At 60.5% G+C, this 24,482-nt stretch carries 23 protein-coding genes; 15 read left to right on the top strand and 8 right to left on the bottom strand.

Annotation, left to right across the window (positions count from 1 at the left end; all coding sequences use genetic code 11):
* Positions 1-9: 9 nt before the first annotated feature.
* From J5J09_RS21050 to J5J09_RS21040, 3 genes are read right to left on the bottom strand one after another with little or no spacing between them, the layout of a single operon-like run.
* On the bottom strand, positions 10-1,248 hold the full coding sequence (locus J5J09_RS21050; protein ID WP_208554186.1) for a glycosyltransferase: 1,239 nt from the start codon (positions 1,246-1,248) through the stop codon (positions 10-12).
* A complete protein-coding gene (locus J5J09_RS21045; protein ID WP_208554185.1) occupies positions 1,245-2,321 on the bottom strand; it encodes a radical SAM protein in 1,077 nt (358 codons plus the stop codon). Before J5J09_RS21045 ends, J5J09_RS21050 begins: the two co-directional genes overlap by 4 nt.
* Positions 2,293-3,174, bottom strand: coding sequence for an NAD(P)-dependent oxidoreductase (locus J5J09_RS21040; RefSeq protein WP_348646500.1), 882 nt, complete (start codon positions 3,172-3,174; stop codon positions 2,293-2,295). Before J5J09_RS21040 ends, J5J09_RS21045 begins: the two co-directional genes overlap by 29 nt.
* 115 nt (positions 3,175-3,289) lie before the next feature.
* Between J5J09_RS21040 and J5J09_RS21035 the strand changes: the two genes are divergently transcribed.
* From J5J09_RS21035 to J5J09_RS20990, 10 genes are all read left to right on the top strand, one after another.
* Entirely contained in the window at positions 3,290-4,525 is a 1,236-nt protein-coding gene (locus J5J09_RS21035; protein ID WP_208554184.1) for an FkbM family methyltransferase, read from the top strand.
* A 335-nt stretch (positions 4,526-4,860) separates the two neighbouring features.
* Positions 4,861-5,607 carry an FkbM family methyltransferase gene (locus J5J09_RS21030; RefSeq protein WP_208554183.1) on the top strand — a complete coding sequence of 249 codons (747 nt, stop codon included), beginning with the start codon at positions 4,861-4,863 and terminating at the stop codon, positions 5,605-5,607.
* Between the two features lie 24 nt (positions 5,608-5,631).
* Complete coding sequence (locus J5J09_RS21025; protein ID WP_208554182.1) at positions 5,632-6,444, top strand: cephalosporin hydroxylase family protein; 813 nt, start codon at positions 5,632-5,634, stop codon at positions 6,442-6,444.
* 36 nt (positions 6,445-6,480) lie between these two features.
* Positions 6,481-7,239: a TylF/MycF/NovP-related O-methyltransferase gene (locus tag J5J09_RS21020; protein ID WP_208554181.1), complete on the top strand. Its 759-nt coding sequence runs from the start codon at positions 6,481-6,483 to the stop codon at positions 7,237-7,239.
* A 95-nt stretch (positions 7,240-7,334) separates the two neighbouring features.
* Entirely contained in the window at positions 7,335-8,108 is a 774-nt protein-coding gene (rfbF, locus tag J5J09_RS21015) for a glucose-1-phosphate cytidylyltransferase (protein WP_208554180.1), read from the top strand.
* The gene (gene rfbG, locus J5J09_RS21010; RefSeq protein WP_208554466.1) at positions 8,099-9,160 is read left to right on the top strand and encodes a CDP-glucose 4,6-dehydratase; all 1,062 of its coding nucleotides are present in this window, start codon (positions 8,099-8,101) and stop codon (positions 9,158-9,160) included. Before rfbF ends, rfbG begins: the two co-directional genes overlap by 10 nt.
* Positions 9,157-10,392: a class I SAM-dependent methyltransferase gene (locus J5J09_RS21005; RefSeq protein ID WP_208554179.1), complete on the top strand. Its 1,236-nt coding sequence runs from the start codon at positions 9,157-9,159 to the stop codon at positions 10,390-10,392. The genes rfbG and J5J09_RS21005 overlap by 4 nt, the downstream gene beginning before the upstream one ends.
* Positions 10,389-10,928, top strand: a complete 540-nt coding sequence (gene rfbC, locus J5J09_RS21000) for a dTDP-4-dehydrorhamnose 3,5-epimerase (protein WP_208554178.1) — start codon at positions 10,389-10,391, stop codon at positions 10,926-10,928. Before J5J09_RS21005 ends, rfbC begins: the two co-directional genes overlap by 4 nt.
* Complete coding sequence (locus J5J09_RS20995) at positions 10,925-12,169, top strand: glycosyltransferase family 2 protein (protein WP_208554177.1); 1,245 nt, start codon at positions 10,925-10,927, stop codon at positions 12,167-12,169. Before rfbC ends, J5J09_RS20995 begins: the two co-directional genes overlap by 4 nt.
* A gap of 269 nt (positions 12,170-12,438) precedes the next feature.
* Positions 12,439-13,638 carry an aromatic ring-hydroxylating dioxygenase subunit alpha gene (locus tag J5J09_RS20990; RefSeq protein WP_208554176.1) on the top strand — a complete coding sequence of 400 codons (1,200 nt, stop codon included), beginning with the start codon at positions 12,439-12,441 and terminating at the stop codon, positions 13,636-13,638.
* Positions 13,639-13,697: 59 nt separating this feature from the next.
* Here the strand turns inward: J5J09_RS20990 and J5J09_RS20985 are convergent, their stop codons facing one another.
* Positions 13,698-15,086 carry an aminotransferase gene (locus J5J09_RS20985; protein WP_246746060.1) on the bottom strand — a complete coding sequence of 463 codons (1,389 nt, stop codon included), beginning with the start codon at positions 15,084-15,086 and terminating at the stop codon, positions 13,698-13,700.
* Between the two features lie 254 nt (positions 15,087-15,340).
* On the opposite strand from J5J09_RS20985, the gene J5J09_RS20980 reads away from it, so the two are divergent.
* Genes J5J09_RS20980 through J5J09_RS20970 form a run of 3 tightly spaced genes read left to right on the top strand, consistent with a single transcriptional unit; the run spans position 15,341 to position 18,184 of the window.
* The gene (locus J5J09_RS20980; protein ID WP_208554174.1) at positions 15,341-16,261 is read left to right on the top strand and encodes an ABC transporter permease; all 921 of its coding nucleotides are present in this window, start codon (positions 15,341-15,343) and stop codon (positions 16,259-16,261) included.
* Between the two features lie 53 nt (positions 16,262-16,314).
* Entirely contained in the window at positions 16,315-17,079 is a 765-nt protein-coding gene (locus tag J5J09_RS20975) for an ABC transporter permease (protein WP_246746059.1), read from the top strand.
* A 7-nt stretch (positions 17,080-17,086) separates the two neighbouring features.
* Positions 17,087-18,184: an ABC transporter ATP-binding protein gene (locus J5J09_RS20970; protein WP_208554465.1), complete on the top strand. Its 1,098-nt coding sequence runs from the start codon at positions 17,087-17,089 to the stop codon at positions 18,182-18,184.
* A gap of 1 nt (position 18,185) precedes the next feature.
* On the opposite strand, the gene J5J09_RS20965 is transcribed toward J5J09_RS20970, so the two are convergent.
* The 4 genes from J5J09_RS20965 to J5J09_RS20950 are packed head-to-tail and all read right to left on the bottom strand — an operon-like array spanning position 18,186 to position 22,821.
* Positions 18,186-18,431 (bottom strand): hypothetical protein, encoded by a 246-nt coding sequence (locus J5J09_RS20965; RefSeq protein ID WP_208554172.1) that lies wholly within the window; start codon positions 18,429-18,431, stop codon positions 18,186-18,188.
* A gap of 10 nt (positions 18,432-18,441) precedes the next feature.
* Positions 18,442-19,662 (bottom strand): aminomethyltransferase family protein, encoded by a 1,221-nt coding sequence (locus tag J5J09_RS20960; RefSeq protein ID WP_208554171.1) that lies wholly within the window; start codon positions 19,660-19,662, stop codon positions 18,442-18,444.
* Positions 19,659-21,215, bottom strand: a complete 1,557-nt coding sequence (locus J5J09_RS20955; RefSeq protein WP_208554170.1) for an NAD(P)/FAD-dependent oxidoreductase — start codon at positions 21,213-21,215, stop codon at positions 19,659-19,661. Before J5J09_RS20955 ends, J5J09_RS20960 begins: the two co-directional genes overlap by 4 nt.
* Positions 21,202-22,821, bottom strand: a complete 1,620-nt coding sequence (locus J5J09_RS20950) for an NAD(P)/FAD-dependent oxidoreductase (protein ID WP_208554169.1) — start codon at positions 22,819-22,821, stop codon at positions 21,202-21,204. Before J5J09_RS20950 ends, J5J09_RS20955 begins: the two co-directional genes overlap by 14 nt.
* A 143-nt stretch (positions 22,822-22,964) precedes the next feature.
* On the opposite strand from J5J09_RS20950, the gene J5J09_RS20945 reads away from it, so the two are divergent.
* The gene (locus J5J09_RS20945; protein WP_208554168.1) at positions 22,965-23,765 is read left to right on the top strand and encodes a class I SAM-dependent methyltransferase; all 801 of its coding nucleotides are present in this window, start codon (positions 22,965-22,967) and stop codon (positions 23,763-23,765) included.
* A gap of 41 nt (positions 23,766-23,806) precedes the next feature.
* A complete protein-coding gene (locus tag J5J09_RS20940; RefSeq protein ID WP_208554464.1) occupies positions 23,807-24,475 on the top strand; it encodes a TetR family transcriptional regulator C-terminal domain-containing protein in 669 nt (222 codons plus the stop codon).
* Positions 24,476-24,482: the final 7 nt, after the last annotated feature.

Raw genomic sequence — 24,482 nt, 5'->3', positions numbered from 1 at the left:
ATGTCGAAATCAGCCCGAGGCGGCCGCGAGCTCCAGCAACGATTCGTCCTGCGGATAGCACGACAGAAAATGCGACAATGTTCCCTTCGATGCGCTGTCGCCGGGAGTGGGTGACACGGACTGGTCGTCGGCGAGCGGGTTTCGCGTCCCCATGAACCAGTCAGCGGCGGTTGTTCCGAGAACGGCCCGGAACTCGACGCGCCGCTTCTGCCGAACCAAAAGTTCTCCATAGAGGCGGGCGAAGGCCGTGGCGCTATAGACGGGAAGACGTGTGGCGGCGACGTGTTCTGCGGCGTTGCGCCCGATCGCCTCGATCTCCGCCGGATTTTCACGCATCCAGCGCAGGCGTCTTGCCGCATCGTCGGCATTTTCGGCGACGTAGCCTGTTTCACCATCGGTGACGATCGCCAGTTCCGGTGTATTGGGGAAAACCAGGGGCGCGCAGCCACAGGACATCGCTTCAACGAGGGCGTTTTCGGCCGTACCGAAATGATCCTGTTTCAGCAAGTAGAGAAAGATCTGGGCTTCCTGCAGCACGGAAGCGGGGTCCGCCGCATGTCCCATAAAGCGCACGCGCTCCCGGCGTCGCATCGCGTTGGCGGCATGTATGACCTCGCCTTTGTCTTCGATGCTTCCCCATATGGCGACGGGCATCTTGCTGTCGCCAGCGTCATCGACCACCGAAAAGAAGTCCCGGCTCATTTTGCTGAAATTGACGGTGCCGAGATAGGCGACCGATCCGTCGCGTCGGGTGATGCCCTTGCGACGCTGCCTCGCGGTGAAGCCGAAGCCGCTGTTGACCACACCGATCCTGGCGCGGGACGCAGCCGGCAGGCTGGTTCTGTCCAACAGTGCGAGCGAGCATGGCGATGTGAACATGAAACGGTCCGCGATCGGCAGCAAAGCCGGCGGAATAAGCGGCGGCGTGAGTCCGGATATGTGGCACCAGATCAGCGTGCGCATGACCGGCCAGTCGTTTTCGCAGAGACAATGGTAGAGACGTGGATGGTTCCACCACTCGATCTGAACGATGTCAGCTTCCGCCGCCAGCTGTAAAATAGTCGCCTTGCTGGGGGTTATCGTCAGCGTGGCCCCGCTCTTGACCAGGCTTTCGGCGTAGCGGGTATCGCGCGGTTCTTCGAGCAGCACATAGTGGCGTCTGACGAACAGGGCGTCGGCACTGATCAGACTTGAATGCGCCTTGCCGACGCCGCCGCCGAGATGGGCGGTGATGTGGAGGATCTTCATTCTGCGGCGCTCAGGTCGGGAATCTTAAGTCCGCCGGGGGCCGGACCCACATGGCGTGCTCCGAGATGGCCCTTGAAGCGGTCGAGCAGCAACGGTCGGTGGGCGTCGATGTTGTCCGGAAGGCAGTGGCTCAACTGTCCGCAATTGCCGCAAACGCCATTCTCGCGTCGGCGACCTTCGAGGTGCTGGAGGCGGAGCGCATTCATGCGGTCGGAGTTCCAGATATCTTTCATCGTCTCCTTGCGGACGTCGCCGATAACAAGCTTGCGGCCCCAGTCGAGGAAGCAGGAACTGACGAGGCCGTCGGCATTCACCGAGTAGCCATAGAAGATGTAAGGACAGGTGTCGGTGTCGCCGATCTCCTGCTGGTAGATTCCGCCGGTGATCTTCACGCCGGTATGCTTCTCGATGTCGAATTCCGGCCAGCAGGGTGCGAAATTCTCGATGAAGATGCGGTCGCAATAGTCACCGAAGGTGTCAAAGAATTCCTGCCGCTGGGCTTCGGTGATCAGTTCACCCGGAATCTTGATGGAGACCTCCATCGCGCCCTTGTTGTCGTAGAGCCACTTCACGTTCTCGACGAACGTGTCGAAGTCGAAATTGAAGCCGGTGAACTGCTGATATTGCTCCCGCGTCATGCCATCGACCGAGATGTTGAGCTTGTCCAAGCCGGCCTCGATGACCGGTCCCATGCGCTCGGGCGTTATGAATGTGCCGTTGGTCGTGGAATCGATGTAGTCGCAATGCCCGCTCTTCTTGGCGTAGGCGACCATGTCGGCGAAGCGTTTGTTGAGAAAAGGCTCGCCGTCCTTGTACATACGAAGGACCTTGATGGGCCTGTCGAATTCGCCGAGGTCATCGACGACCTTCTGGAACACCTCGTATTTCATCGCTCCCTGGTAGCGACCGGTTTCCGCGATCATGTCGCGATGGCCCGTCGGACAGAAGGTGCATTTGAAATTGCACGAACTTGCCGGATCGACAAAGACGATGAACGGCGTTTCCAGCGGAATCACCGTCTCCAGGGCTGTCCGGTCGTCGAGGTTAATTCTCGGCTTCAGCTGTGCTTTCATTCAGGCTCTCCAGCAGCATCGATGCACCTTCGAGATTGCAGACGCCGACGACAGCGCTCGGGTCCGAGGGGTGCGGTGCCATCGCGCCGAACTCCAGCAGGTCCCGTCTGCCATAAGCATCCGCGATCCGTTCCGCGAAGGCGCGAATCGTGATTGGTTCACCTGAACAAATATTGATTGCGCCAGGCTGTCGCGTCTCCACGACGCTTGCGATCATCGCGCCGGCTGTCCGCACGTCGAGGAAATCGCGAAGCTGGGTTCCGGCGGACAGGCGGGCGACCTCACCCGCCTCGATCCGGCCGCGGAGATAGGCGGCCAACCGACGGGGGTCCTCTCCTTCGCCGAAGAGATAAAAGATGCGGCACCACGAGAAGAGCGTGTCGCGCGGGGCGAACCACTCCCGCAGCATATGGTAGGTGGAAAGCTTGCAGGCGGAATAAAAGTTCGACGGCTCGACAGGCGAGGCGACGTCGAGACGATCGCCCGGCAACCGGTACTCCATGCAGGTGCCGATGCCGATGACATGGCCGACACCGGCGCGGGTGGCTCCCTCGGCCATGGCAAAAGTGCCTTCCACGCACTCCGCATTTTCCGGCGCGTCGAGATAGACGCCGTGTTTAACGTACCAGGCGCTATGGATAATGGTGTCCGCACCTCTGCACGTTTCGGCCCACCACTCCGCGGTTTCCCGGAAAAGATTGTCAGTCTCGACGATGTCCGACGATTGGGCGGCGAGGTGCATAGCGCTGCAGGATCTGACGACGGTTCTAACGTCGTGGCCCTGTCGAACGAGGTGACGGTGGATCTGCCGACCGACGAAGCCGGTGGCGCCCGTCAGAAGCACGGTGCTCACGGCAAGGCTCGCAAAAGGTCGTTGCTGCTAAAGGAAAACGGAGAGTTCATCGCGAATCCATGGAATAATTCGGCCATCGTGACAGAGTCGGCAACAACCGCAAGGCGGAACTGAGATGGCGCTTGCCCAGCAGGTGCGCCCCGCAGACGACACTAGCGCTCGGATCGGGTTGTCCGGATATGGAAGCCGCGCCTTCGATAGCGTGCCCGATACGAGAACGGCCGGAGAGCTTCTACGTGGTATTGATGCAGCACAGTGTCGGTTTTCTCCGGCGGCTGTCCAGCCACCTCTGGTCCTGTATGGGGGCGGCGACCTGGGCCGGCTGGCACGGGACTATTGCTCCGGCCTCGGTCTCGAGGTCGCAGCGCTTGTCGATCGGAACGCAGAGCGATTGCGGCAGGACGCTTTTTGGCAAGGGCTTCCGGTTTTCGCACCCGATGAGGTCGCCAAGGACCTCAAAGCGACTGCTCAGCTGGCAGTATGTGTGGCAACAGCACCCTTCCTTCCACTGGCAGAAACACTGGCGCGGGACGGCTGGGGAAACGTCGTTCCGTTCTATGACGTAGCCGAGAGTCTGAGAGCGGTTCACCCGCTTTCGAACGGCTGGTTCGTCGGCGCGTTTTCCCCGCAGGACATGGAGGAAACCGCGCGCGTCCTGTTTGGCTGGGAGGACGATGTTTCAAGGGCCCATCACCTGCAGTTCATCGCCTGGCGGCGATTGAGGGAGGAGTGGACCTTCGAGGACGCACCGGTCAGGGGAGACGATCGCTTCTTCATCCCGGAGATTATGGCGCATATCGGCGGTGTCCGGATGTTTGTCGACGGCGGTTCCTATGACGGTCGGGTCACCGATCGCTTTCTGGCCAACACCAAAAGCAATGATGCCCATGTCGTCGCCATTGAGCCGGATTTGGAAAATTCCGCTGCTCATAGGCAGGGCCTTTTGGCCAAGCCTGATGACATCTCGGGACGGGTAACGATCCTCAACGAGGCGCTCGATGCCACCAAGCGGGAGCGGCTGTTCCATGGTGGGCTCGGTTATGCCTCTCAGCTGTCCCAGACAGGTAATCGCCTTTTGCGGACCGCCACCATCGACGGGCTCAATCTTTCGCCCGATTTCCTCAAGCTTCATCTTGAAGGCGGAGAACTCGACGCTCTGAAGGGTGGGATGGAGACGATCAACCGGTGCCGGCCGATCATCGCCGCGACCATCTATCACAATGACGACGGCATCTGGCGGACGCCGTCTTGGCTGATGAGCGAACTAAGAGGCTACCGTTTTCTGATGCGGCTGCACAGCTGGTGCGGGACGGGGGCGGTTGTCTATGCATTGCCGGAGGAGCTTCAGTGACTGCTGACGTTTCTATCGCGGCACTCGAGAGACAGCGCGACCAGGTGTTGAAAGTGGCGCCGGCAGGCATGCTGACACATTCGCTGAAAGTTGGCATTTATGGCACCGGCTTTCTCGGTCGATGGACCGTGGAATTTTTGCGGAGCCTTGGAATAGAGCCGGCCGGGTGTTTCGATGGAAACGCAGTGCGGCATGGAGAGGTTTTTTGCGGCCTGCCGATTTCCTCTCCGAAAGACATATGTTCGACGGATCTTGATCTTATATTGATAACGGCCCGGCACTCCGTCCAGCAAGTTGCAGCTGTCATTAGCCCGTCTGGCACTCCCTGGTGTTCGATGGATGCCTGGTATGTTGCGAACCACTTCGATGCCTTCGTGGACATCCATGTGTTGATGGCCGACGATCGCTCTCGAGAGACCCTTCGCGTTGTGATGATGGCCATGCTAACTGGTGACCACGCTCCGCTTAAAAATGTGCTGGAGCGTGACCAATATTTCTGCCTGCCCAGGTTTGCGGGTGCGGCGAAGGAAATTTATGTCGATGCCGGCGCCTATGTCGGTGACAGCGTTGAGCGCTTCATCTGGGCCAATGCCGGCGTCTTCCAGAAGATATACGCGTTCGAGCCGTCTCCGCGACAGTTCGATGCGCTGGAAGCACGCGGCCGCCGACTGCGCCAGGAATGGGCTCTTGATGAGGATGTCATCCAGCTCACTCGCGCGGGGCTCGGGGATCAGACCGCAATTATGGCCGGCGCGACCGCGAGCGGCCAATTGCAGAGCATGTCGCTCCATCCTTCATCCGAGGGTGACGTCGTTACCGTATCTCTCGACGAATACCTTGCCGGGGCGCCGGCGACCTTCATCAAAGCCGATGTCGAGGGAATGGAGATGGCCCTGCTTGCCGGGGCGGCCAAGACGATTGTAGCCTGCCGGCCGAAGCTCGCCATCTGTGTCTATCACTACCCCTCGGACGTACCGACAATCGCCAGATATATCCGCTCTCTCGTCCCCGACTACAAGTTCGCCCTTCGTCACCATTCGCCGCAGCTGATGGAAACAGTGCTTTATTGCTGGGTCGACTGACCCGTACCACGCAGGAAAACGGATATGGATCCCGTAGAAGACTTTCGCCAACGTGTTGCTCGAAACATCCGAAGGATCGGCGAGGATCGCGATTTCATCGGCCTCACGAATATCTGGGTCCGCGAATCGATCCGCAAGGAATACGCCCAGAACTTCACCTGGCTCGGCCGGCCGGTCATCCAGGTGCCGCAGGACGTTTATGCGATCCAGGAGTTGATCTGGACCTGTCGCCCCGACCTCATCATCGAGACCGGAATCGCCCATGGCGGGTCCCTGGTCTTGAGCGCCTCGATGCTGGCCATGCTCGACTACTGCGATGCGATCGAGGCGGGTACCGTACTCGATCCGCGGGCAAGCCGCCGCAAGGTCGTCGGCGTCGACATCGATATCAGGGCACACAATCGGGCCGCGATAGAAAGCCATCCGATGGCGCACAAGATGGTCACGATCCAAGGTTCGTCGATCGCGTCGGAGGTCGTCGAGCAAGTAAAGGCGCATGCTCAAGGCTACGACCGCATCATGGTCTTTCTGGATTCCAACCATACGCACGAGCATGTGCTGGCCGAACTGGAGGCTTATGCACCGCTAACGTCGAAGGGTTCATACTGCGTCGTCTGGGATACCGGCGTCGAAGACCTGCCAGACGAAATGTGTGCCGATCGCCCCTGGGGCAGGGGCGACAATCCTAAGACGGCGGTGTGGGCGTATCAGCGCCTGTTGTCGGCTGAGGGGCGAAAGGCTGCGGACGGCGAGAGGCTCGCCTTCGAGACGGACAAGACGATCGAGCACAAGATCGCGATCACGGCGGCAGCCGACGGCTTCCTTCGCCGGATCTGAGACATCGCCGAACGGCATGAGCCAAGGAGAGAACCGATGGCATCCGATACCTTCTACTATCCGTCTGCCGGTGAAGATGCGTTCTTCCAGAAATTGAACAAGCTCATCGAAAAGTGGCCCCACGATGTGCGGCACTATCTCGACCTGTTTCCGGTCTATGCAAGCCGCCGTTCGTTCATTCGACAACTGGCGCATTATGAGCTCTTCAAGCTGACGATCGATCTTCCTGGCCACTATGCGGATTTCGGGGTCTATTTCGGCAAATCGTTCTTCAGCTGGCACAAGTTTCTCGAAACCTTCACGCCGACCGCCACCCACAAGAAGGTCATCGGCTTCGACAGCTTCGAAGGTTTTCCGGATCTCGCGGAACAGGACGGCGGGACCGATGGCAACATCCAAAAGGAAATCGGCGGACTGAGTTCCGGGAGCTTTCTTGATGAGTTCCAGGCATTGCTCGACCTTCACAATGCTGATTCCGTAATCCCGGCGAACCGCGGCAGCATCGTCAAGGGCGATATCTGCAAGACGCTGCCGGCATGGCTGAAGGAAAACCCTGAGACACGCTTCTGTCTGCTCAATCTTGACGTCGACATTTATGAACCGACGCGGGTGATCCTGGAGGAATGCTGGGACCGGCTCGTGCCTGGCGGTGTCCTCGTTCTCGACGAGTATGCAACCAGCAAATGGCCGGGCGAGACGATCGCCTGGGACGAGTTCGCACGGGCACGGAAGATCGAGAAGCCGCTCACGCGCTTTCCGTGGGCGAACGCACCCGGTGCCTGGCTGGTGAAGTGATATCAGGCACGACCGTCAAGGTTCACACAAAGTCTGAGAGCTAAGACGATCTCATGACGGTGCCTCGGCACCCATGCACCGGCCGGATTGATGGAATGAAAGTCGTAATTCTTGCCGGGGGTCTTGGCTCCCGCCTTGCCGAAGAGACGATTCTTCGTCCGAAGCCGCTCGTCGAGATCGGGGAAAAGCCGATCCTCTGGCACATCATGAACATCTACTCCCATCACGGGCTGACGGATTTCATCATCTGTGCCGGCTACAAGAGCTACATGATCAAGGAATACTTCGTAAACCTGATCCTGCACCACAGCGACGTGACCATCGAACTCGGCACGCGGCAGATCGAATATCACCAACGTGAGGCGCCGCCCTGGCGGGTGACGGTTGTCGATACAGGTCTGAACTCAATGACGGGGGGGCGTATCCGCCGGGTACGGGACTATCTCGACCCGAACGAACCCTTTTGTCTGACCTATGGCGACGGTGTCGGCGATGTCGACATTAGCGCCGAAATCGCCTTTCACCGGTCACACGGACTTAAGGCGACCATGTGCGCGGTTTCGCCACCAGGTCGTTTCGGCGCCGCCGCGCTCGACGGTCATCTGGTGAGTGAATTCCTCGAGAAGCCGAAGGGAGACGGCCAGCGCATCAATGGCGGTTTCTTCGTTCTCGATCCGTCCGTCATCGATCTCATCGAGGATGACATGACGGTCTGGGAAAACGAGCCGCTGAACGCGCTCGTCGACAACCGGCAGCTGGCCGCCTATCGGCACGACGGGTTCTGGCAGCCGATGGACACGTTGCGCGAGCGGATGATGCTGGAGGATCTGTGGAACTCCGGGCGCGCGCCGTGGAAGGTCTGGGACTGATGTCGTTCTGGACGGGAAAGCGTGTTCTAGTGACGGGACATACCGGGTTCAAGGGAAGCTGGCTGTGTCTCTGGCTCGAGCATCTGGGCGCGAACGTCAGCGGCATTGCGCTTCAACCAGACCAAGCTCCGGCGATGTATGGGCTGGTGGGGGACTGGGGTGGGCAGGCGCACCGCATCTGCGACGTCCGCGACGCGTCCGGCTTGACAGACATGGTGAAGCGTGCGGAGCCGGAAATCATCTTTCATCTTGCTGCGCAATCGCTTGTCCGGCGTTCCTATCGGGAGCCGGCCCTAACCTTTGCCATCAATGTCGGCGGAACGGTCAATCTGCTGGATGCTGTGCTGTCTTGCGGTTCCGTCCGGACCGTGGTGGTGGCAACCACGGACAAGGTCTATGCCGAGAACGCAAACGGAGCGCCGTATCTCGAAAGCGACCCTCTCGGTGGCAAGGACCCCTACAGCGCATCCAAGGCGGCCGCCGAGATCGTTTGCGAGTCCTATCGCGACAGCTTCATGGCGAACGCTGGTATTCGCCTTGCGACCGCGCGGTCTGGCAATGTGATCGGCGGTGGCGACTGGTCGGAAGACAGGCTTGTTCCCGATGCTGTCCGTGCTTTTGGCGATGGCAAGCCGTTGGCGCTGCGCTATCCCGAGGCGACGCGCCCCTGGCAGCATGTTCTGGAGCCGCTGGGCGGCTATCTCGCCTATGCGCAGGCTCTGACCGAGGCTCGTCATGATGTTCCGTCGGCGATCAATTTCGGTCCGGATCCCCGCAATGTCGCAACCGTCGGCGAGTTGGCCGATGAACTCGCTTCAGTATGGGGCATCCGGAACGGCTGGATACCGGCCGAAGGGCCTCATCCGCCTGAAGCGCGGCAGTTGTCGCTCGACTCGACACTTGCCGACCGTTCGCTCGGTTGGCGTTCACGGCTGGATCGCGCACAAACCATCCAGTGGACCTGTGGCTGGTACAAGGCCATGCTGTCGGGAGCCGATATGCGGGCATTCACAATCCGGCAGATCGCAGCCTATGAAAGGCTGGCTGCATGACCACACATGCCTGCCGTTCCTGTTCGAGCCCGCTGAAGCAACTGTTCGCTGATCTCGGTGCAACGCCACTCGCGAACTCCTATGTGAAGCCTGAATTGGCCGACAGGCCCGATCCAGTCTATCCGCTGCGGGTCTTCGTCTGTTCCGAATGTCTGCTGGTCCAGGCTGACGCGTTTGCGTCGCCGGAAGATATCTTCAGCGACTACGCCTATTTCTCATCTTTCAGCGACAGCTGGGTGGAGCATGCGCGCCGGTTTGCCATCGGTGCTATCGAGCGGTTCGGACTGACAACGGCATCACAGGTGGTGGAGGTTGCGAGCAATGACGGCTATTTGCTGCGGCATTTCGTCGAACGGGAAATCCCGGTTCTCGGCGTTGAGCCCGCCCGCAACGTGGCGGACGTGGCGCGTGCGGCGGGAGTGCCAACCGAATGCCGCTTCTTCGGACGAGAGGCGGCTGCCGATCTGAAGGCAAGGGGGCATGCGGCCGATCTGCTGATCGGCAACAACGTGCTTGCCCATGTCCCCGATATCAATGATTTCGTTGCCGGCCTGGCGATGCTCCTGAAGCCGGAAGGCGCGATCAGCCTCGAGTTTCCGCATCTGCTGCAACTAATCAGGAACGTGCAGTTCGACACGATCTATCACGAGCACTTCTACTATCTTTCGCTTCTGGCGGTGGAGAGCGTGTTCTCTCGTCACGGTCTGATGGTCTTCGACGTCGAGGAGCTTCCGACGCATGGCGGCAGCCTCAGAGTCTCCGCCTGTATTGAAGAGGGTAGCTCGACACGCCGCATTAGTGAGCGTGTTGCTAAGGTGCGCGATGACGAGGCGAATGCCAAGCTGACGGATGTCGACAGCTATGCAGCCTTTCAGGGCACCATTCTGCCAGTGCGGGACGGTTTGCTGACATTTCTTCGTCAGGCCAAGCTGGAGGGCAAAACGGTTGCTGCTTACGGCGCTGCTGCAAAGGGCAATACGCTTCTCAACTTCTGCGGCATCGGAACCGATCTGATCGAATACGTGGTTGACCGCAGTCCGCATAAGCAGGGGCATCTACTTCCCGGCAGTCGTCTGCCGATCTTTTCGCCGGACAAACTTGCCGAGACGCGTCCGGATTACGTGCTGATCCTACCATGGAACATCGCGTCGGAGATTGTGTCGTCCATCGACGCCGCCTCCTGGGGCGGTCGCTTCGTGGTGGCGATCCCGCATTTGCAGGTGATCGGATGAAGTTTACCGAGAGCCGAATTTCGGGCGCTTTCCTTATCGATCCGGAACCGCATCAGGACGAGCGCGGACTTTTTGCGCGCACATTCTGTCGCGAGACTTTTGCAGCGCGCGGGCTGGCCAGCGAATTTCCCCAGTGCAACACGTCCTTCAATCCCAAGAAAGGGACGCTGCGCGGACTGCATCATCAGGCGGAACCGTACGGCGAGGCAAAGCTGGTGCGCGCTACGCGCGGCCGGGTTTTTGACGTGGCCGTGGATCTTCGACCGGGCTCGCCGAGCTATCTCCTATGGGATGCTTTGGAGCTCGACTGGAGGAGGCGCAACGCTTTCTACATTCCAGCGGGTTGCGCGCATGGTTTCCTGACGCTCGACGACGACTGCGAGGTCTTCTACCAGATGTCGACGGTTTATGTGCCGGCGGCAGCCCGTGGCGCGCGGTGGGACGACCCCGCCTTCGGTATTCAGTGGCCGGCAGAACCCTCGCTGATCGGCGACAGGGACGCGGCCTTTGCCGCTTACGTAAAGGAACGGTCATGACCGACATCAAGCTCAGCATCTGCATCCCGACCTTCAACCGGGCGCGCTTTCTGGAGCATTTGCTCGGAACGCTTGCGGACAAGGCGGGGACGGATCTCAGCCACGAGATCGTCATTTCCGACAATGCTTCGACGGACGATACAACGGCAGTTGTCGAGCGCTTTATCGCCGAGGGATTGCCGATCCGATATCTGAAGCGCGACGTGAATGGAGGCGGATGGCCAAACCTCGCCAATGCCTTCGGCCATGCGGGGGGAGAGTATGCGCTCTACCTTGCCGATGACGACTTGCTGATCTGGGACAACCTCAAAGCCGTCATCGACCATCTCGACGAGAATCCGGACATGGTGGTCTGTCATGCGCCATGGACCCTATATGATGCGGTTGCGGAGAGAGACCTCCAGCTTTTCTACGAGGTTGAATCGCCGCGTCGCTTTCAGCGATGGAATTTCCTGGGTCTCTTCGCGTTCATCACGGAAAGACACATTTTTCCGGAGATTTGCGTGTACCGCACCGAGGCATTGCGGGCGATCTACGTCCAACGACACTTTTGCTTCTGGGCCTTCGCTTTCCTGGCTCACGCTATAGACATTGGCGCTGTGGGGTTTCTGAACAAACCGTTTTACCGTTCCGTCACGCGCTCCAGGATAGAGCGTGGCGTACAGGCCGGGCATGAGGAGGCCATGCATGCCTGGGATCGATACAAGGGCGGGCTCGAATATTTGCTCTATCTCGGATCTCTCCGGAAACAGATCGATCTTCAACCAGAGAACAGGGCCCGTCTCGACATGGCCTGCAGCAAGCTGATGTTCGAACGCATGGTTGTTGCCTTGCGGATGTGGTTTGCGAACAAGGATTTCGCTAAGGCCTACGAGATTTATGCACGACTTGCCTATCACGGCTACGGGCATGTGGCGGAGGTCAAGGCCATTGCCGAGAAGCTCCCATTGATGTGTGCTGTGCAATCGCTTGCCCACAAAGTGAACGCTGCTCCCGACATTCGACTTCTCGTCCTCGACAGCGTGGCTGACGTACCATCGCTTGCTGGCCTGTTGCTAGAATTGGGTCTAGACCGGCGGATCTCGGTCGTTGCTCCATCAGACGATCAGGTTGAAGCTGCAGTTGAACAGGCGGCCGTCTTTACCGCGGATGCATCAAGACGCCTGTTCTTCGAACAGCAGGGCTTTCTGCCGGGCCTGATCTTTTCCGAGGCAGACATCGTCGGCGCATTTTCCATGTGATGCGTTTTGCCGCGCATGGGGCAATCGGCTAATGTTTCCACGCCGTATCCGTAACGATTTCTGTGCCGACCGGTCCAGCGCACCGACCTGAACCGGCCGCATTTCTGGCTGCACTGTCGGCTATCAATGACGTAAGCGCGTAGCGCACGAACAACTTTCAATTCTGTGTCCAGTTAAGCTCTCGCCAGGCCTGATCTGCCTTCTGCTGCTTCCCTACCCTGTATTTTTGTGCTTATATTGAATGAACGTTCAGCAAGAAGGAGCTCGCCATGAATACACATGTGCGCGACATCTCGGTGCCAAAGAGCTGGGATCGCAGAGGGCTGCCCGGCTGGTGTTACCATTCCGAGGCGCTGTTGGAGCTGGAGAAAGAACATGTCTTCCGGCGACACTGGCAGATCGCCTGCCACGTTTCAGACATTCCCGAGGCCGGACAGTACATCACGCTCGACATCGTCGGCGAACGGGTGCTCGTGCTGCGGGACAAGGACGGGGAAGTTCGGGCCTTTCACAACATCTGCCGGCATCGCGGCTCGCGGCTGGTGGCGGATGACAAGGGCCGTTGCCGCGGAGCGCTGGTCTGTCCGTTCCATGGCTGGGTCTACAATCTCGACGGCACGCTGCGCGGCGCAGCACGGCCCGACAGTTTTCCGCCTCTCGACAAGGACGAGTTCGCGCTGGCGAGCATTGAGACAGAGGTCTGGATGGGATTCGTGTTCATTCGCATGAAGCCCGGGCCGCAGCCGTCCGTCGCCGAACTCGCCAAACCCTTCGAAGCGGAGCTTGCCCATTATCGCAGTACCGACATGGTTCCGACGGCGGGTCTGTGGACGCAGGGGTCGGCCGTAAACTGGAAGTCGGTGCGCGATGTCGATAACGAGGGTTATCACGTCGCGATGGCGCATCCGGCACTTCAGGATCTCTATGGTTCGACCTACTACGACGAACCGTTCGTCGATGGGCTCTGTCGCTCGTTCGCAACCTACAATCCGCATGCCGGACGGCGTTGGAGCGTGCGTATGTACAGGAACGTCGCCCCTGAGGGCATGCATCTTCCGCAAGAGCTGCGAACCGCCTGGATCTACTACGGCTTCTTTCCCAACACCGTTATCGCGGTGACGCCGGAGACGGTGCAGTTTTATCAGGAGTTTCCGGTCGCCGTCGGGAAGACGATGTTGAGAGGCGGCGTCTACCGGTACAAGGACGAGAGCCGGGCACAGAGACTGGCTCGCTATCTTGCCATGCGCATCGACCGGGACACCCAAGCGGAAGACGTGCAACTGACGGTCTGGTCGAACGAGGCGATGACCTCGAAGGCATTCGCGGGCTTTTATCTGTCCGACCTCGAATATGGTGTCCGCACGCATCACGATCATCTGCGCGCGGTCCTGCCGGTCATGACGCTCGACGAGGCGCCGGATGAGCGGGACATGGCGGAGATCAACGGCAGGATGTCGAGCCACCCGTGACGGCGATGCCGCAGTAGGATTTGGGGCGAACGACGGTTCGCCCCTTTTTCATTCGCTCCTCAGCCGCGCCACAGTCCTTCGCGCACGAGTTCATCCATCGTGAGCTTAATACCCTGTCGCAGGATAGAGACGAGATCGTCGATCTGCGGTCTGGTGATCGTCAGGGGGGGCGACATCACGCACATATGGATCAACGGGCGGACAAGCAGTCCGAGGCGTTGGCAGTGGGCATCGATTCGCTTGCCGACTTCGAGGTCGAGTGCAAGCGGATTGTTGCTTTTGCGATCGGCGACGCATTCGACGCAGGCCATCAGGCCGAGACCTCGCACCTCGCCGACCAGCGGCAGATCCTCGAGAGTCTTCAACTGGCTCTGAAAGTAAGGTGCGATTTCCCGGGCGTGGGCCAGTAAGCCCTGCTCCAGTAGGTCGAGATTGGTGAGGGCCACCGCGCAGCCGATCGGGTGGCTGCTATAGGTGAGGCCGTGGGCGAACATGGCGTCGGAGTGGTTCGATGACCGCAGCCGTTCCAAGAGCTTCGACGAGATCATCGCGCCGCCCAGAGGGAAATAGCCGGAGGTGACGCCCTTCGCGAAGGTGATGATGTCGGGTTCGATGTCGAAAACATCCTTCGAGGCGAAGACATGACCCAGACGTCCGAAGGCGGTGACGACCTCGTCGGCGATGAACAGGATGTCGTTTTCCTGGCAGAGGGCACGCATGCGCTTCAGATAGCCTTGCGGTGGGACGATGACCCCACCCGAGGCCATGATCGGTTCGGCGACGAAGGCGCCGATGTTTTCGGCTCCGCGCGTCTCGATCACATCGCGGAATTCACCGATGAGAAAATCGCAGAATTCCGGCTCGGTCATGTCCGAAGGGCGGCGGAACGGGTTGGGGCAGGTCAGCTTGACGACGAGGTCGCTTGCGCTGTCCATCCAGTCATGATCGCGCGGACGGCCATTGAGGGATGCCGAAAGATAGGTCGAACCGTGATAGGCGCCCTGTCGTGCGACCATAAGTTTCTTCTCAGCGCGGCCGGTGACGTTGTTCGAGAACTGCATGAAGCGCAGCGCCGTCTCGACAGCCGATGATCCGCCTGTCGTGTAGAAGACGTGCTCCAGATCGCCGGGCGCATGTCCAGCCAGCCGCTTCGAAAGCCGCACCGACGGTTCACTCATCGTGTACCAGGGTGAACTGTAGGAGAGAGCCATCGCCTGGTCGTAAAGCGTGCGCGCGATGGGCTCGCAGCGGTGGCCGACATTGGTGCACCACATGCCGGCGGGGCCATCGATCAGGCGTCGGCCTTCCATGTCAGTAACATAAATTCCGTCGCCGTCCATGAGGCCGCTGCGGGCCTCGGCGCCGATCTTTCCGGAGGTCGGCCACGGCTGGATAAGATGGGCCTTCGCGTCGGTGACGAGGGCATCTTCGACGGTCGATATATCCATCGACAACTTGGGTTCGGCAGCCATTTCGCGGCTCCTCTCTTTTGCAGTCGCAACTCCATGAATTTCATGAGAGTAATAACACTATATTGAATGGCCGTTCAATCAGATTCGGAAATCTTTCGCTTGCAATCCTGTGGCATTTGCGGTCATCTTGGAAAACAGAAGGACGAGGGCCGTAAAGGCTCCAAGGGGAACAGGATGAGGCGATCGATAGCGTGCGATTGTCGCCGCTGGTCGGCCACGGGAAGGGTCTGATGGCCCTTGCCGCGAGCGCAGACCTTCGGCAGCGCCCCGGTGAGGCGGGCTCCCGCGGGTCGTGGCGAAACAGCGAAGAAGCAACCGGCCTCGCGCTGGTGTCTCCCACACTGATCTACGCCATCGCACTGCTCGGGGTTCCGATCCTGACCGTCGTTGCCTACAGTTTCTGGAGCCAGAACTATCTGGAAATCGACCTCACGCTGACGCTGGACAATTATCGTGCCGCGCTGACGGAGCCAATGTACCAGGATCTTCTGGTCCGTTCATTGATCATCTCGCTTGTGGTCAGCGTGGTGACTGTGGTGATCTCCTACCCCGTTGCGTGGTTCATCTCGTTTCACGGTGGCCGACACAAGAACCTGCTGATCTTCCTGATCACGATCCCCTGCTGGACAAGTTACCTGCTCCGGGTGATGTCGTGGAAGATGATCCTCGGTTACCAGGGCGTGCTCAATACCGGCTTGATGTCCGCCGGTGTCATCGACCAGCCGATCGCCTCACTCCTCTATAATTCCAATGCCGTCGTCATCACGCTGGTCCACAGTTGGGCGGCGTTCGCCATCCTGCCGATCTTCGTCTCACTGGAAAAGATTGATCGCTCGCTGGTCGAGGCTGCACGGGATCTGGGCGACGGACCGGTGCGCAGCTTTCTGAGAGTGGTGCTGCCGCTCTCCTTGCCGGGCGTGATTTCGGCACTGCTGATCGTGATGATCCCAACGGTCGGCGATTATGTGACGCCGAAGCTCGTCGGCGGGAAGGATGGCGTGATGATTGCAACCGCCATCCAGGCGCAGTTCGGCAAGGGCGCGAACTGGCCGCTGGGTGCGGCACTCTCGGTCACGACGATGGCTGTGGTGACACTGATGGCCGCCGTCTGTGCATTGTCGCTCAAGTTCGTCGTGGGGCGGATCCGATGAGGGTGGCGGGATCATCGCGGTGGCGGCTTTTGCCCGTCTTCGTCGCCATCTACATGGTGTTTCTCTACCTGCCGATCCTGCTGCTGCCGGTCTTCTCCTTCAACAATGCCGCTGCGACCCGCTTTCCGCTCGCAGGCTTCACGACCAAGTGGTACGCCTCGCTTTGGGGCAATCGCGAAATGCTGGACGCGGCGCTCAACAGCCTGATCGTCGGCGTCTGCGTTTCGCTGCTGTCTACGGGTCTTGCCATCTGCGCTGCCCGTGCCGTCACGCGTTATCGCTTCCGGGGACGCCGTGCCGCGACCGGTTTGATCATGGCGCCGCTCTTCCTGCCGGAGATCATCGTGGCCGTTTCGCTGCTGATGATCATCCTGCAAATCGGGCTGGAGCTTTCGCTTGCCACCGTCATCCTCGGCCAGACGGTGTTCTGTCTTCCCTATTCCATGTCGGTGCTGACGGCGGGTTTCGATGGTTTCGACCGGTCGCTCGAAGAAGCCTCGCTCGATCTCGGCGAGACGGCATTCGGGACGTTTCGCAGGGTGACGCTGCCGGTCGTGGCGCCGGCGGTGCTGTCGAGCCTGCTGGTGTCTTTCACCATCTCGCTCGACGAGTTCCTGCTGGCTTTCTTCCTGTCGGGAACCGAGCCGACGCTTCCGGTCTACATCTGGGGGCAGTTGCGGTTTGCCGCCAAGCTGCCCGGCGTTCTGGCGCTCGGAAGCATCATGCTGCTGCTGTCGATCCTGCTCCTCGTGGCGGCGGAACTGTTGCGTCGTCGGGCCGAGCGCCAGGTTTCTTCCGGAGGAACATTGCATGCATGAGAAACCTATGATCGCGATTTCCGGAGTGAACAAGTTCTACGGCATCTACAAGGCTCTGTCGGAGGTCTCGCTGGACATTGCAGCGGGGGAGTTTTTCTCGCTTCTCGGTCCCTCGGGTTGCGGGAAAACGACACTTCTGCGGTCCATAGCGGGCTTTGAAACACCCAGCAGCGGCGACATCCGGATCGACGGGGAGACGATGATCGGCGTGCCACCCAACCGGCGTCCGACCAACATGGTGTTCCAGAGCTATGCGATCTTTCCGCATCTCGACGTCGAGCAAAACGTCTCCTACGGGCTGAAGCGGCTGGGGCTGGAGAGCGCCGAGGAGAAGCGCCGCGTCGGCGCGGTGCTCGAGCAGGTGCGGCTGACGGCACTTGGCAAGCGCCGGGGTCACGAACTCTCGGGTGGGCAGCGGCAGCGCGTTGCGCTTGCGCGTGCGCTGGTACTGCGGCCAAAGGTGCTGCTGCTCGATGAACCGCTTTCGGCACTCGACAAGAAGCTGCGCGAGGAGATGCAGACGGAACTCCGGTCGCTGCAGAAGGCGGTGGGCATCACGTTCGTGCTCGTCACCCATGACCAGTATGAGGCGCTAGCGCTTTCCGACCGCATCGCGGTGATGTTCGGCGGCAGGATCGCACAGGTGGCGACACCCAAGGAAATCTACCAGCATCCCCGCACCCGGCGGGTTGCCGATTTTCTGGGCGGTATCAATTTCCTTTCCGGGACAGTGGTCGATACGGCCGGCGGTGTGCTTGCCGTCGACACTGAACGGTTCGGCCGTCTGAAACTTCCGGCAACACCCGGACTGATGCCCGCCGGCGGCAAGATCACGCTTGGCATCCGGCCGGAGCGGCTGCGGTTGTTGTGGGACGAGGAGCGTGCCGAGCATGAACTTCAGGGGAGGGTAGTGGACCGTGCCTATTTCGGGGAGACGACGCACCTGTCGGTTCAGGTGGACGGCTTGGAAACGCCGCTCTCCATGATCGAGACGAACACTTACGGTGCCGACGATCTGCCGCTTGGGGCGCCGATCCGGCTTGCCTTCGATCCGGACGCCTTCGTGCCGCTGGCCGAGGACGAGCCGGAGGAGCGCATTCTCTAAGTCACCGGGTGGAGCGGCCGGCTTGAACCCGGGCGATCCAGTCGTCGCCAATCTTGTACCGCTTGAGAGCGGCAAGCGGATCCTCGAAATCGAGACGCGCCAGATAGCGATAGATCTCCAGCGTCGCCGCATCCATCTCGCCGCGCTTGTGGAAGAACATCGCTGCCGCATAGCGAGCCCGTCCGGACCATTCCTCGCCGACCGGTGTGTTCACAAGCTCCCATTGCACTGCCGTGTCGGAGTCCATAGCCTGCTCTTCAGAACCGTCCGGGCGGGTTGGCGGATCGGCGATCCAGCTTGACGAACGGGCGCGGCACGATCTTCGCGCGCTTCATCATCTTGTGATACTGAAGCTCCCGCAGCGCATAAATCTCGACCCAGAGATCATCGACGATGCGGTCGCCGAAGGGACGTTCCAGTGTAGCGATCGCGATGTTGCGCTTGGCAAGCGGCGACCAGATCGCGGCCGTCACCAGGCCTGCTTCCTTCTTCTTCCGATGATAGACGAGCGCGTGCTCGGCCGGGATATTGCTCTCGATTTCAAGCCCGACGAGGATGTAGCGCAGGCTATGCTTGCGGCGCGCCTCGAGAATGGCGTCCCGGCCGTTGAACCAGGGCTTTTCAAGATCGATCATCCAGTCGAGGCCGATCTCGTCCGGCAGGCGTTCCCGGTCTGCCCTCAACGCCGCTTCGGCGGTGACGAAATCGGCATTGGCGACGATGAAGCCAGCTTCGATCCTTGCGCGGTTCAGCGCGTCGTAGCCGATGGCCTGAACCCCGAGCAATTGACCGGCCTGCCAGAGCCGGTCCCACAGCGATAGCGCCGACTGTGCTGGGACGAAGAGTTCGTAGCCCAGATCACCGGTAAAGCCTGTCCGCGAAATCACGACCGCGCCGCCATCGTGCTCGAACAGAGCGAGTTGGAAAGGTCTCAGATGTTCGACGCCTGCAAATCCGGCCTCAGAAAGAACCGCGAAGCTTGTCGGTCCCTGAAGGGCCAGTCCGGCGATCTCGTCGGTTTCTTCGGCGATTTCGACGTTGAAGCCGATGGCGCTGTCGGCGAGCCAGGGAAGGTGGCGTTCCTGACAGCAGAGGCGGAAATCCTGATCCGAAAGGCGGAACAGCGTTCCGTCATCGAGAACGTGACCTTCATCGTCGCACCAGGCCGTGTAGTGGACGCGGCCGGGGATCAGTTTGCGGACATCGCGGAGTGTCACGCGGTTGAGGAGAGATTCCGCGTCGCGCCCCTTGATACGGTATTTCACCATTGGCGAGATATCGAAGAGAGCGGCGGTGGAGCGGATGGCGAAGTATTCGAGCTCGCTGTCGAAGATCGAATGCGGTGCCTTGTAGCCGGCCCAGTTGTACCAGTCGCTTGTCGTTGAAAGGACCGACAGTCGCGGATGGAAGGGTGTTTCCAGCCGCGGTGTCGAGATGTGGCGCTGGAGGCTCCGGCGGATGGCGTTAGCGTTGGTCATCGGCGGTCTCCAGCAAGGATCGTTCTGGCGGCAAGAAGACCAGGCAGGCCGGAGATGCCGCCACCCGGATGGGCGCCCGCGCTCGCGAGATAAAGCCCCTTGAGCGGGGTGGCGTAGCCGGAGGCGGCATTGACCGGTCGATTAACGAGTAGCTGATCCGCCTGGAGCTCGCCATGATGCCAGTGCCCGCCGGGCATGTGGTAAGTCGTCTCGATATCCTTTGGTGTCATCAGGCGGGAGGCGCGAACGGAGGCCCGGATGCCGGGCGCATAGCGCTCAAGAATATCGAGTATAATGGCTTCGAACTTCGGCTTCCCACTCTCCCAACCCTCTTTCAAGTCGTAAGGCGCGAACTGCACGAGAGCGGAGAGGGTTGCGGCGCCGGATGGTGCAAGGCTCGTGTCGTGCAGGCTCGGCAGCACGATCTCCATTGCCGGGTCGGCAGAGAATTCCCCGTACTTGGCCGGATTGAAGGCCGTCTCCACGTGATCGATCGAGCGGGAAATGACGATGCGGCTTTTGAGTTGCTCGGTTCCAAGGCCGATAAACTCTGGCGGGTGGTCAAGGGCGAGATCAAGGCGGGCGACATTGCCCCTGGAGCGGATATTGCTGATGCTGCGGAGGAAACCGGTGCCGGTTTCGGCCGGATCGACAAGCTGGAGAAAGGTCGTCTTCGGATGGATCGCGGAGACGATCACGGGGGCCGTCAATTCCTCGCCATTTGCAAGGACGATGCCGCTGACCGTCCCGCGATCGGCGTGAATACGGGCGACAGCAGACCCGCATCGCAAGGTGACGCCGGCCTCGACGGCGGCGGATTCGAAGGCCGCCGCCAGCGCGCCCATGCCGCCCCCCGGGATGAATTGCGCGCCGGCGGCGCCCATCGCCTCGCCAGTCAACCGGTAGTAAAGGCCGAGAAGCGAGGTCGGTGACCGCGGACCGAGATGAATGCCCAAAGTCGCATCGAACGCAAGCAGACCTTTCAGACGGTCGTCGGTGAGATATTCATCGGCCACATCCGCGACATTCATCAACAGCATGCGCAGGAAATCGCGGCCTTCCTCGCGGCCCTTTCTGATAAGGCCGAAGCCGGCCGAGGCAAAGGTGGCAAGGTCGCGGGCGCCGATTTCGCCGATTCGAGGCGGAGGACGCTTCAGGAAACGCTTCAGGATGCCAGCCTGAAAAAGCAGTTTTTCGCGCAGTCGGGAGAAGGCCTCAGCCTCGGCGGGCGATACTCCGATTAGGCGTTCACCGTAGCCACCTTCGAGGATGGCCGCTGGCCCGTCCGTCGAGAGAACGGCGGTGAGCATCGGTTTCGCGTTTCCGGTCGTGGGCAGATCGAGCAGATCGGCAACATCCGGGTCGAGCCGGTTGACGATGTGGGCGAGGCCGTCGGCCCGGAAGCCGGGATGGAATTCGTCGCCACGGAGCGCGCCACCGACACGATCAGCCGCTTCCACCACGATGACCTTACGGCCGCTTTTCGCCAGCTTCGTCGCGGCTGTGAGCCCGTTGTGCCCGCCGCCGATCACGATCACATCAAATGACGTCATGGGCTTCACTCATATGCTGGCGGTCGCGTTTGAGATCTCGCAAGATTTCCACCGCCGCGTTGCGGCCTGGCGCGCCCATGACCCCGCCGCCAGGATGGGTGGAGGAGCCGCAGAGATAGAGCCCCTTCACCGGGCTTCGATACTGGGCGTAGCCGGGAACTGGGCGGTTGAAGAGCAACTGGTCGAAGGTCAGTTCGCCCTGGAAGATATTGCCCTCGGTCAGGCCAACCTCCGCCTCGATCTCGCGCGGCGTGCGGACCTCCATGTGCAGGATGCGGTCCCGGAAGCCGGGAGAGTAGTCGGCTATCTGGCTGACGACGGTCTCGGCGAAGGCGTCGCGGTCGGCATCTGTCCAGTCCCGGCCCTCCACCTTGGGCGGACAGTACTGCACGAAGCAGCTCATGAAGTGCTTTCCGGGCGGTGCCATCGTCGGGTCGAGCGTTGTGGGGATCATCATGTCGACGAAGGGATCGGCGGACCAATGCCCCGCCTTCCAGTCGTCGTAGGCGCGCTCCATGCGTTCGACGGAATCGGTGAAATGCATGTCGCCGCGGATGCAGCTCGACCCTTTCGGCAGCGCGGGAAATTCCGGCAGGCTGTCGAGCGCGATGTTCAGCTTCCCCGAGGAGCCCCGCATCTTGAAGTGCCTGACGCGATGGACGAAGGTTTCCGGCAGATCGTTTTCCTCGACCATTCCGAGGAAAGTGCGCTTTACATCGGCATTGGAAACGATCGTGCGGCCACGGATTTCCTCGCCATTCACGAGCACGACGCCGGTTGCCTCGCCGCTGCGGGTCAGGACCTTGTCGACGTCGGCGCCCGTGCGGATCGTTCCGCCCGATGCCTTAAATGAGTTTGCCAGCGCCTTGGTTATGGCGCCCATACCGCCTCTGGCATAGCCCCATGCGCCGACGGAGCCGTCCACCTCGCCCATGTAATGATGCAGCAGGACATAGGCCGTGCCGGGCGACATCGGGCCGAGCGCCGTGCCGATGATGCCGGAGAGGGCGAGATAGGCCTTGATGACGTCGGTTTCAAAATACTCGTCGAGGAAGTCCGAAATGGACATTGTCCAGAAACGCAGCGTGCGGGCCATTTCAGCCGGAGAGAATTCGCCGAAGCGTTTGGCGATATATAGGAGTTCGCCGATGTCGCGTGGCTTGAAAGAGAAGGGGTCAGGCGCGGTGCGCATCAGGAGTGGCTGGATGAAGCGGCACTGGCGCGTGACGTCGCGCGCATAGCGGTCATAGGCTTCCGCGTCGCGTTTCGACCAGCGGGCAAATTCGCGGCGGTGACCGTCGTGATCGCGGTAGGAGGCGAGATAATCGCCGTCGCGGGTGAAAACAGCGCCGCCTTCATACGAAATCACCTGAAGACCGTGTTTTGGCAGCTCAAGATCACGCATGATCTCCGGCCGGAAGAGGGAGCACACATAGGAGCAGTTCGAATAGAGAAAGCCGGGCGTCAGCTCGCGGCTCGTCGCGGCGCCGCCGACCCAGTCGTTCTTTTCAAGAACGAGCACGTCGAGCCCGGCCCGCTGCAGATAACAGGCCGCCACGAGGCCGTTGTGCCCTCCGCCAATCATCACCACGTCATGGGTCTTCATTTCGCCCCTCGTTTGCAGTGCATGAGGGGAAAGTGGCACGAAATCAGGAATTTTTTCCAGCCGTATTGAATGAACATTCAGCAAGTTTGTTGCAATCCTGCGATTATGCGCTAGGATTTCGAGGTGATCCGAACGAGGTCTGCATGGCGGTCGAAGAAGTCCATGAGCCTGAGTATGACGAGCAGGCGATCCGTTTTCTGGAGGTACTGTGGGGTGAGGGTTATCTCTCGCCTGGCGGGCCGGAGGAGGTCGACCGTGTGCTTGCAGGCCTCGATCTCAGGGGCAAATCCGGATTGGATATTGGCTGCGGGGCAGGCGGCATTACGCTTCACATTGTCCGCACAACCGAACCGGCCCGCATGACCGGCTTCGATGTGGAATTGCCCGTCATCGAGCGAGCCCGGGGGGCGGCCGAAATGGCCGGACTTTCGGGTCGGGTCGACTTCATCCAAGGCGTGCCAGGACCGCTGCCGTTCCCTGACGACAGCTTTGACTTCGTCTTTTCAAAAGACGCGTTGGTACATGTGTCTGATAAGGAAGCGGTATTCGCGCAGATTTATCGGGTGCTTAAGGTAGGAGGCGTTTTCGCCGCCTCCGACTGGCTTATCGGTCACGATAACGAACCGTCGGATGACATGCGTGACTATATAGCGGCCGAAGGGCTGAGTTTCGGAATGGCTTCGGCACGGCGCTACATCTCGGCCTTGGAACAGGCGGGATTTGTCGATGTCACGGCGGAAAGCCGAAATGCCTGGTATCGCGAGGTTGCTCGCGGCGAACTTGAAAGATTGAAAGGGCCACTGCGCGCTGCCGCCGTCGCTGCGGTCGGCGAGGCCTATGTGGAGAAGAACATTCGTACGTGGACGGCGATGCAGAAGGTCCTTGACAGTGGAGAGCACTGTCCCACTCATCTTCGCGGTTACAAGGCGGATCGGCTGACATGATGATGCTGCGCGATCCCGAAGATGATGATTGGGCCAAAGGCATGAAAGAGACCGCCGCCGCGAGGCAGGATGGGGCAGAGACCGAGAAGCGTGGCCGTAAGGCTTCGAAGGAAACGAGACGCCAGCAGTTGATCGAGGCGACGATCGATTCGCTGGCCAAGCGAGGCTATGCGGAGACGACGCTTGCCGACGTGGCCGATGGGGCTGGCTTGTCGCGCGGCATCGTCAATTTCCACTTCGAGAGCAAGGACAAGCTGCTGGTTGCAACGCTGCAGCACATGGCCGACGAATATGCCTCCCATTGGATGGCTGCGCTGGAAAAGGCCGGATCCAGCGCCGCGGCGAAACTATGGGCGCTCGTTGCCGCCGATTTCGACCGCAAGATCACCACGAAGCGCAAGCTTGCTGCCTGGTGCGCCTTCTGGGGTGAGGCGAAATCCCGTCCGACCTACCAGGCTCTCTGCGGGGCGCGGGATGCGCGGTACCAGCAGCTCTTCGAGGACCTGGTGTCGCAGATGAAGGCCGAGGGCGGCTATCTCTATGAGCCGAAGGCGATGACGCTCGCGCTTTGCGCCACGCTGGAGGGGCTGTGGTGGCGTCTGATGATGAGTGACGGGCTGGCGCGGGAGGGCGCGCATGCGGCTGCGATAGAATTTATCGTCGCCGCCTTTCCCGATCACATGACCCGCGAGGGTCCAATTTTGAAATAAGGAACAG

Origin of the sequence: Ciceribacter sp. L1K22, from assembly GCF_017599385.1 — a bacterium.
Taxonomy (GTDB): Bacteria; Pseudomonadota; Alphaproteobacteria; order Rhizobiales; family Rhizobiaceae; genus Allorhizobium.
The sequence above is the reverse complement of the archived record's forward strand: the minus strand, read 5'-3'. Positions and strand labels throughout refer to the sequence as shown.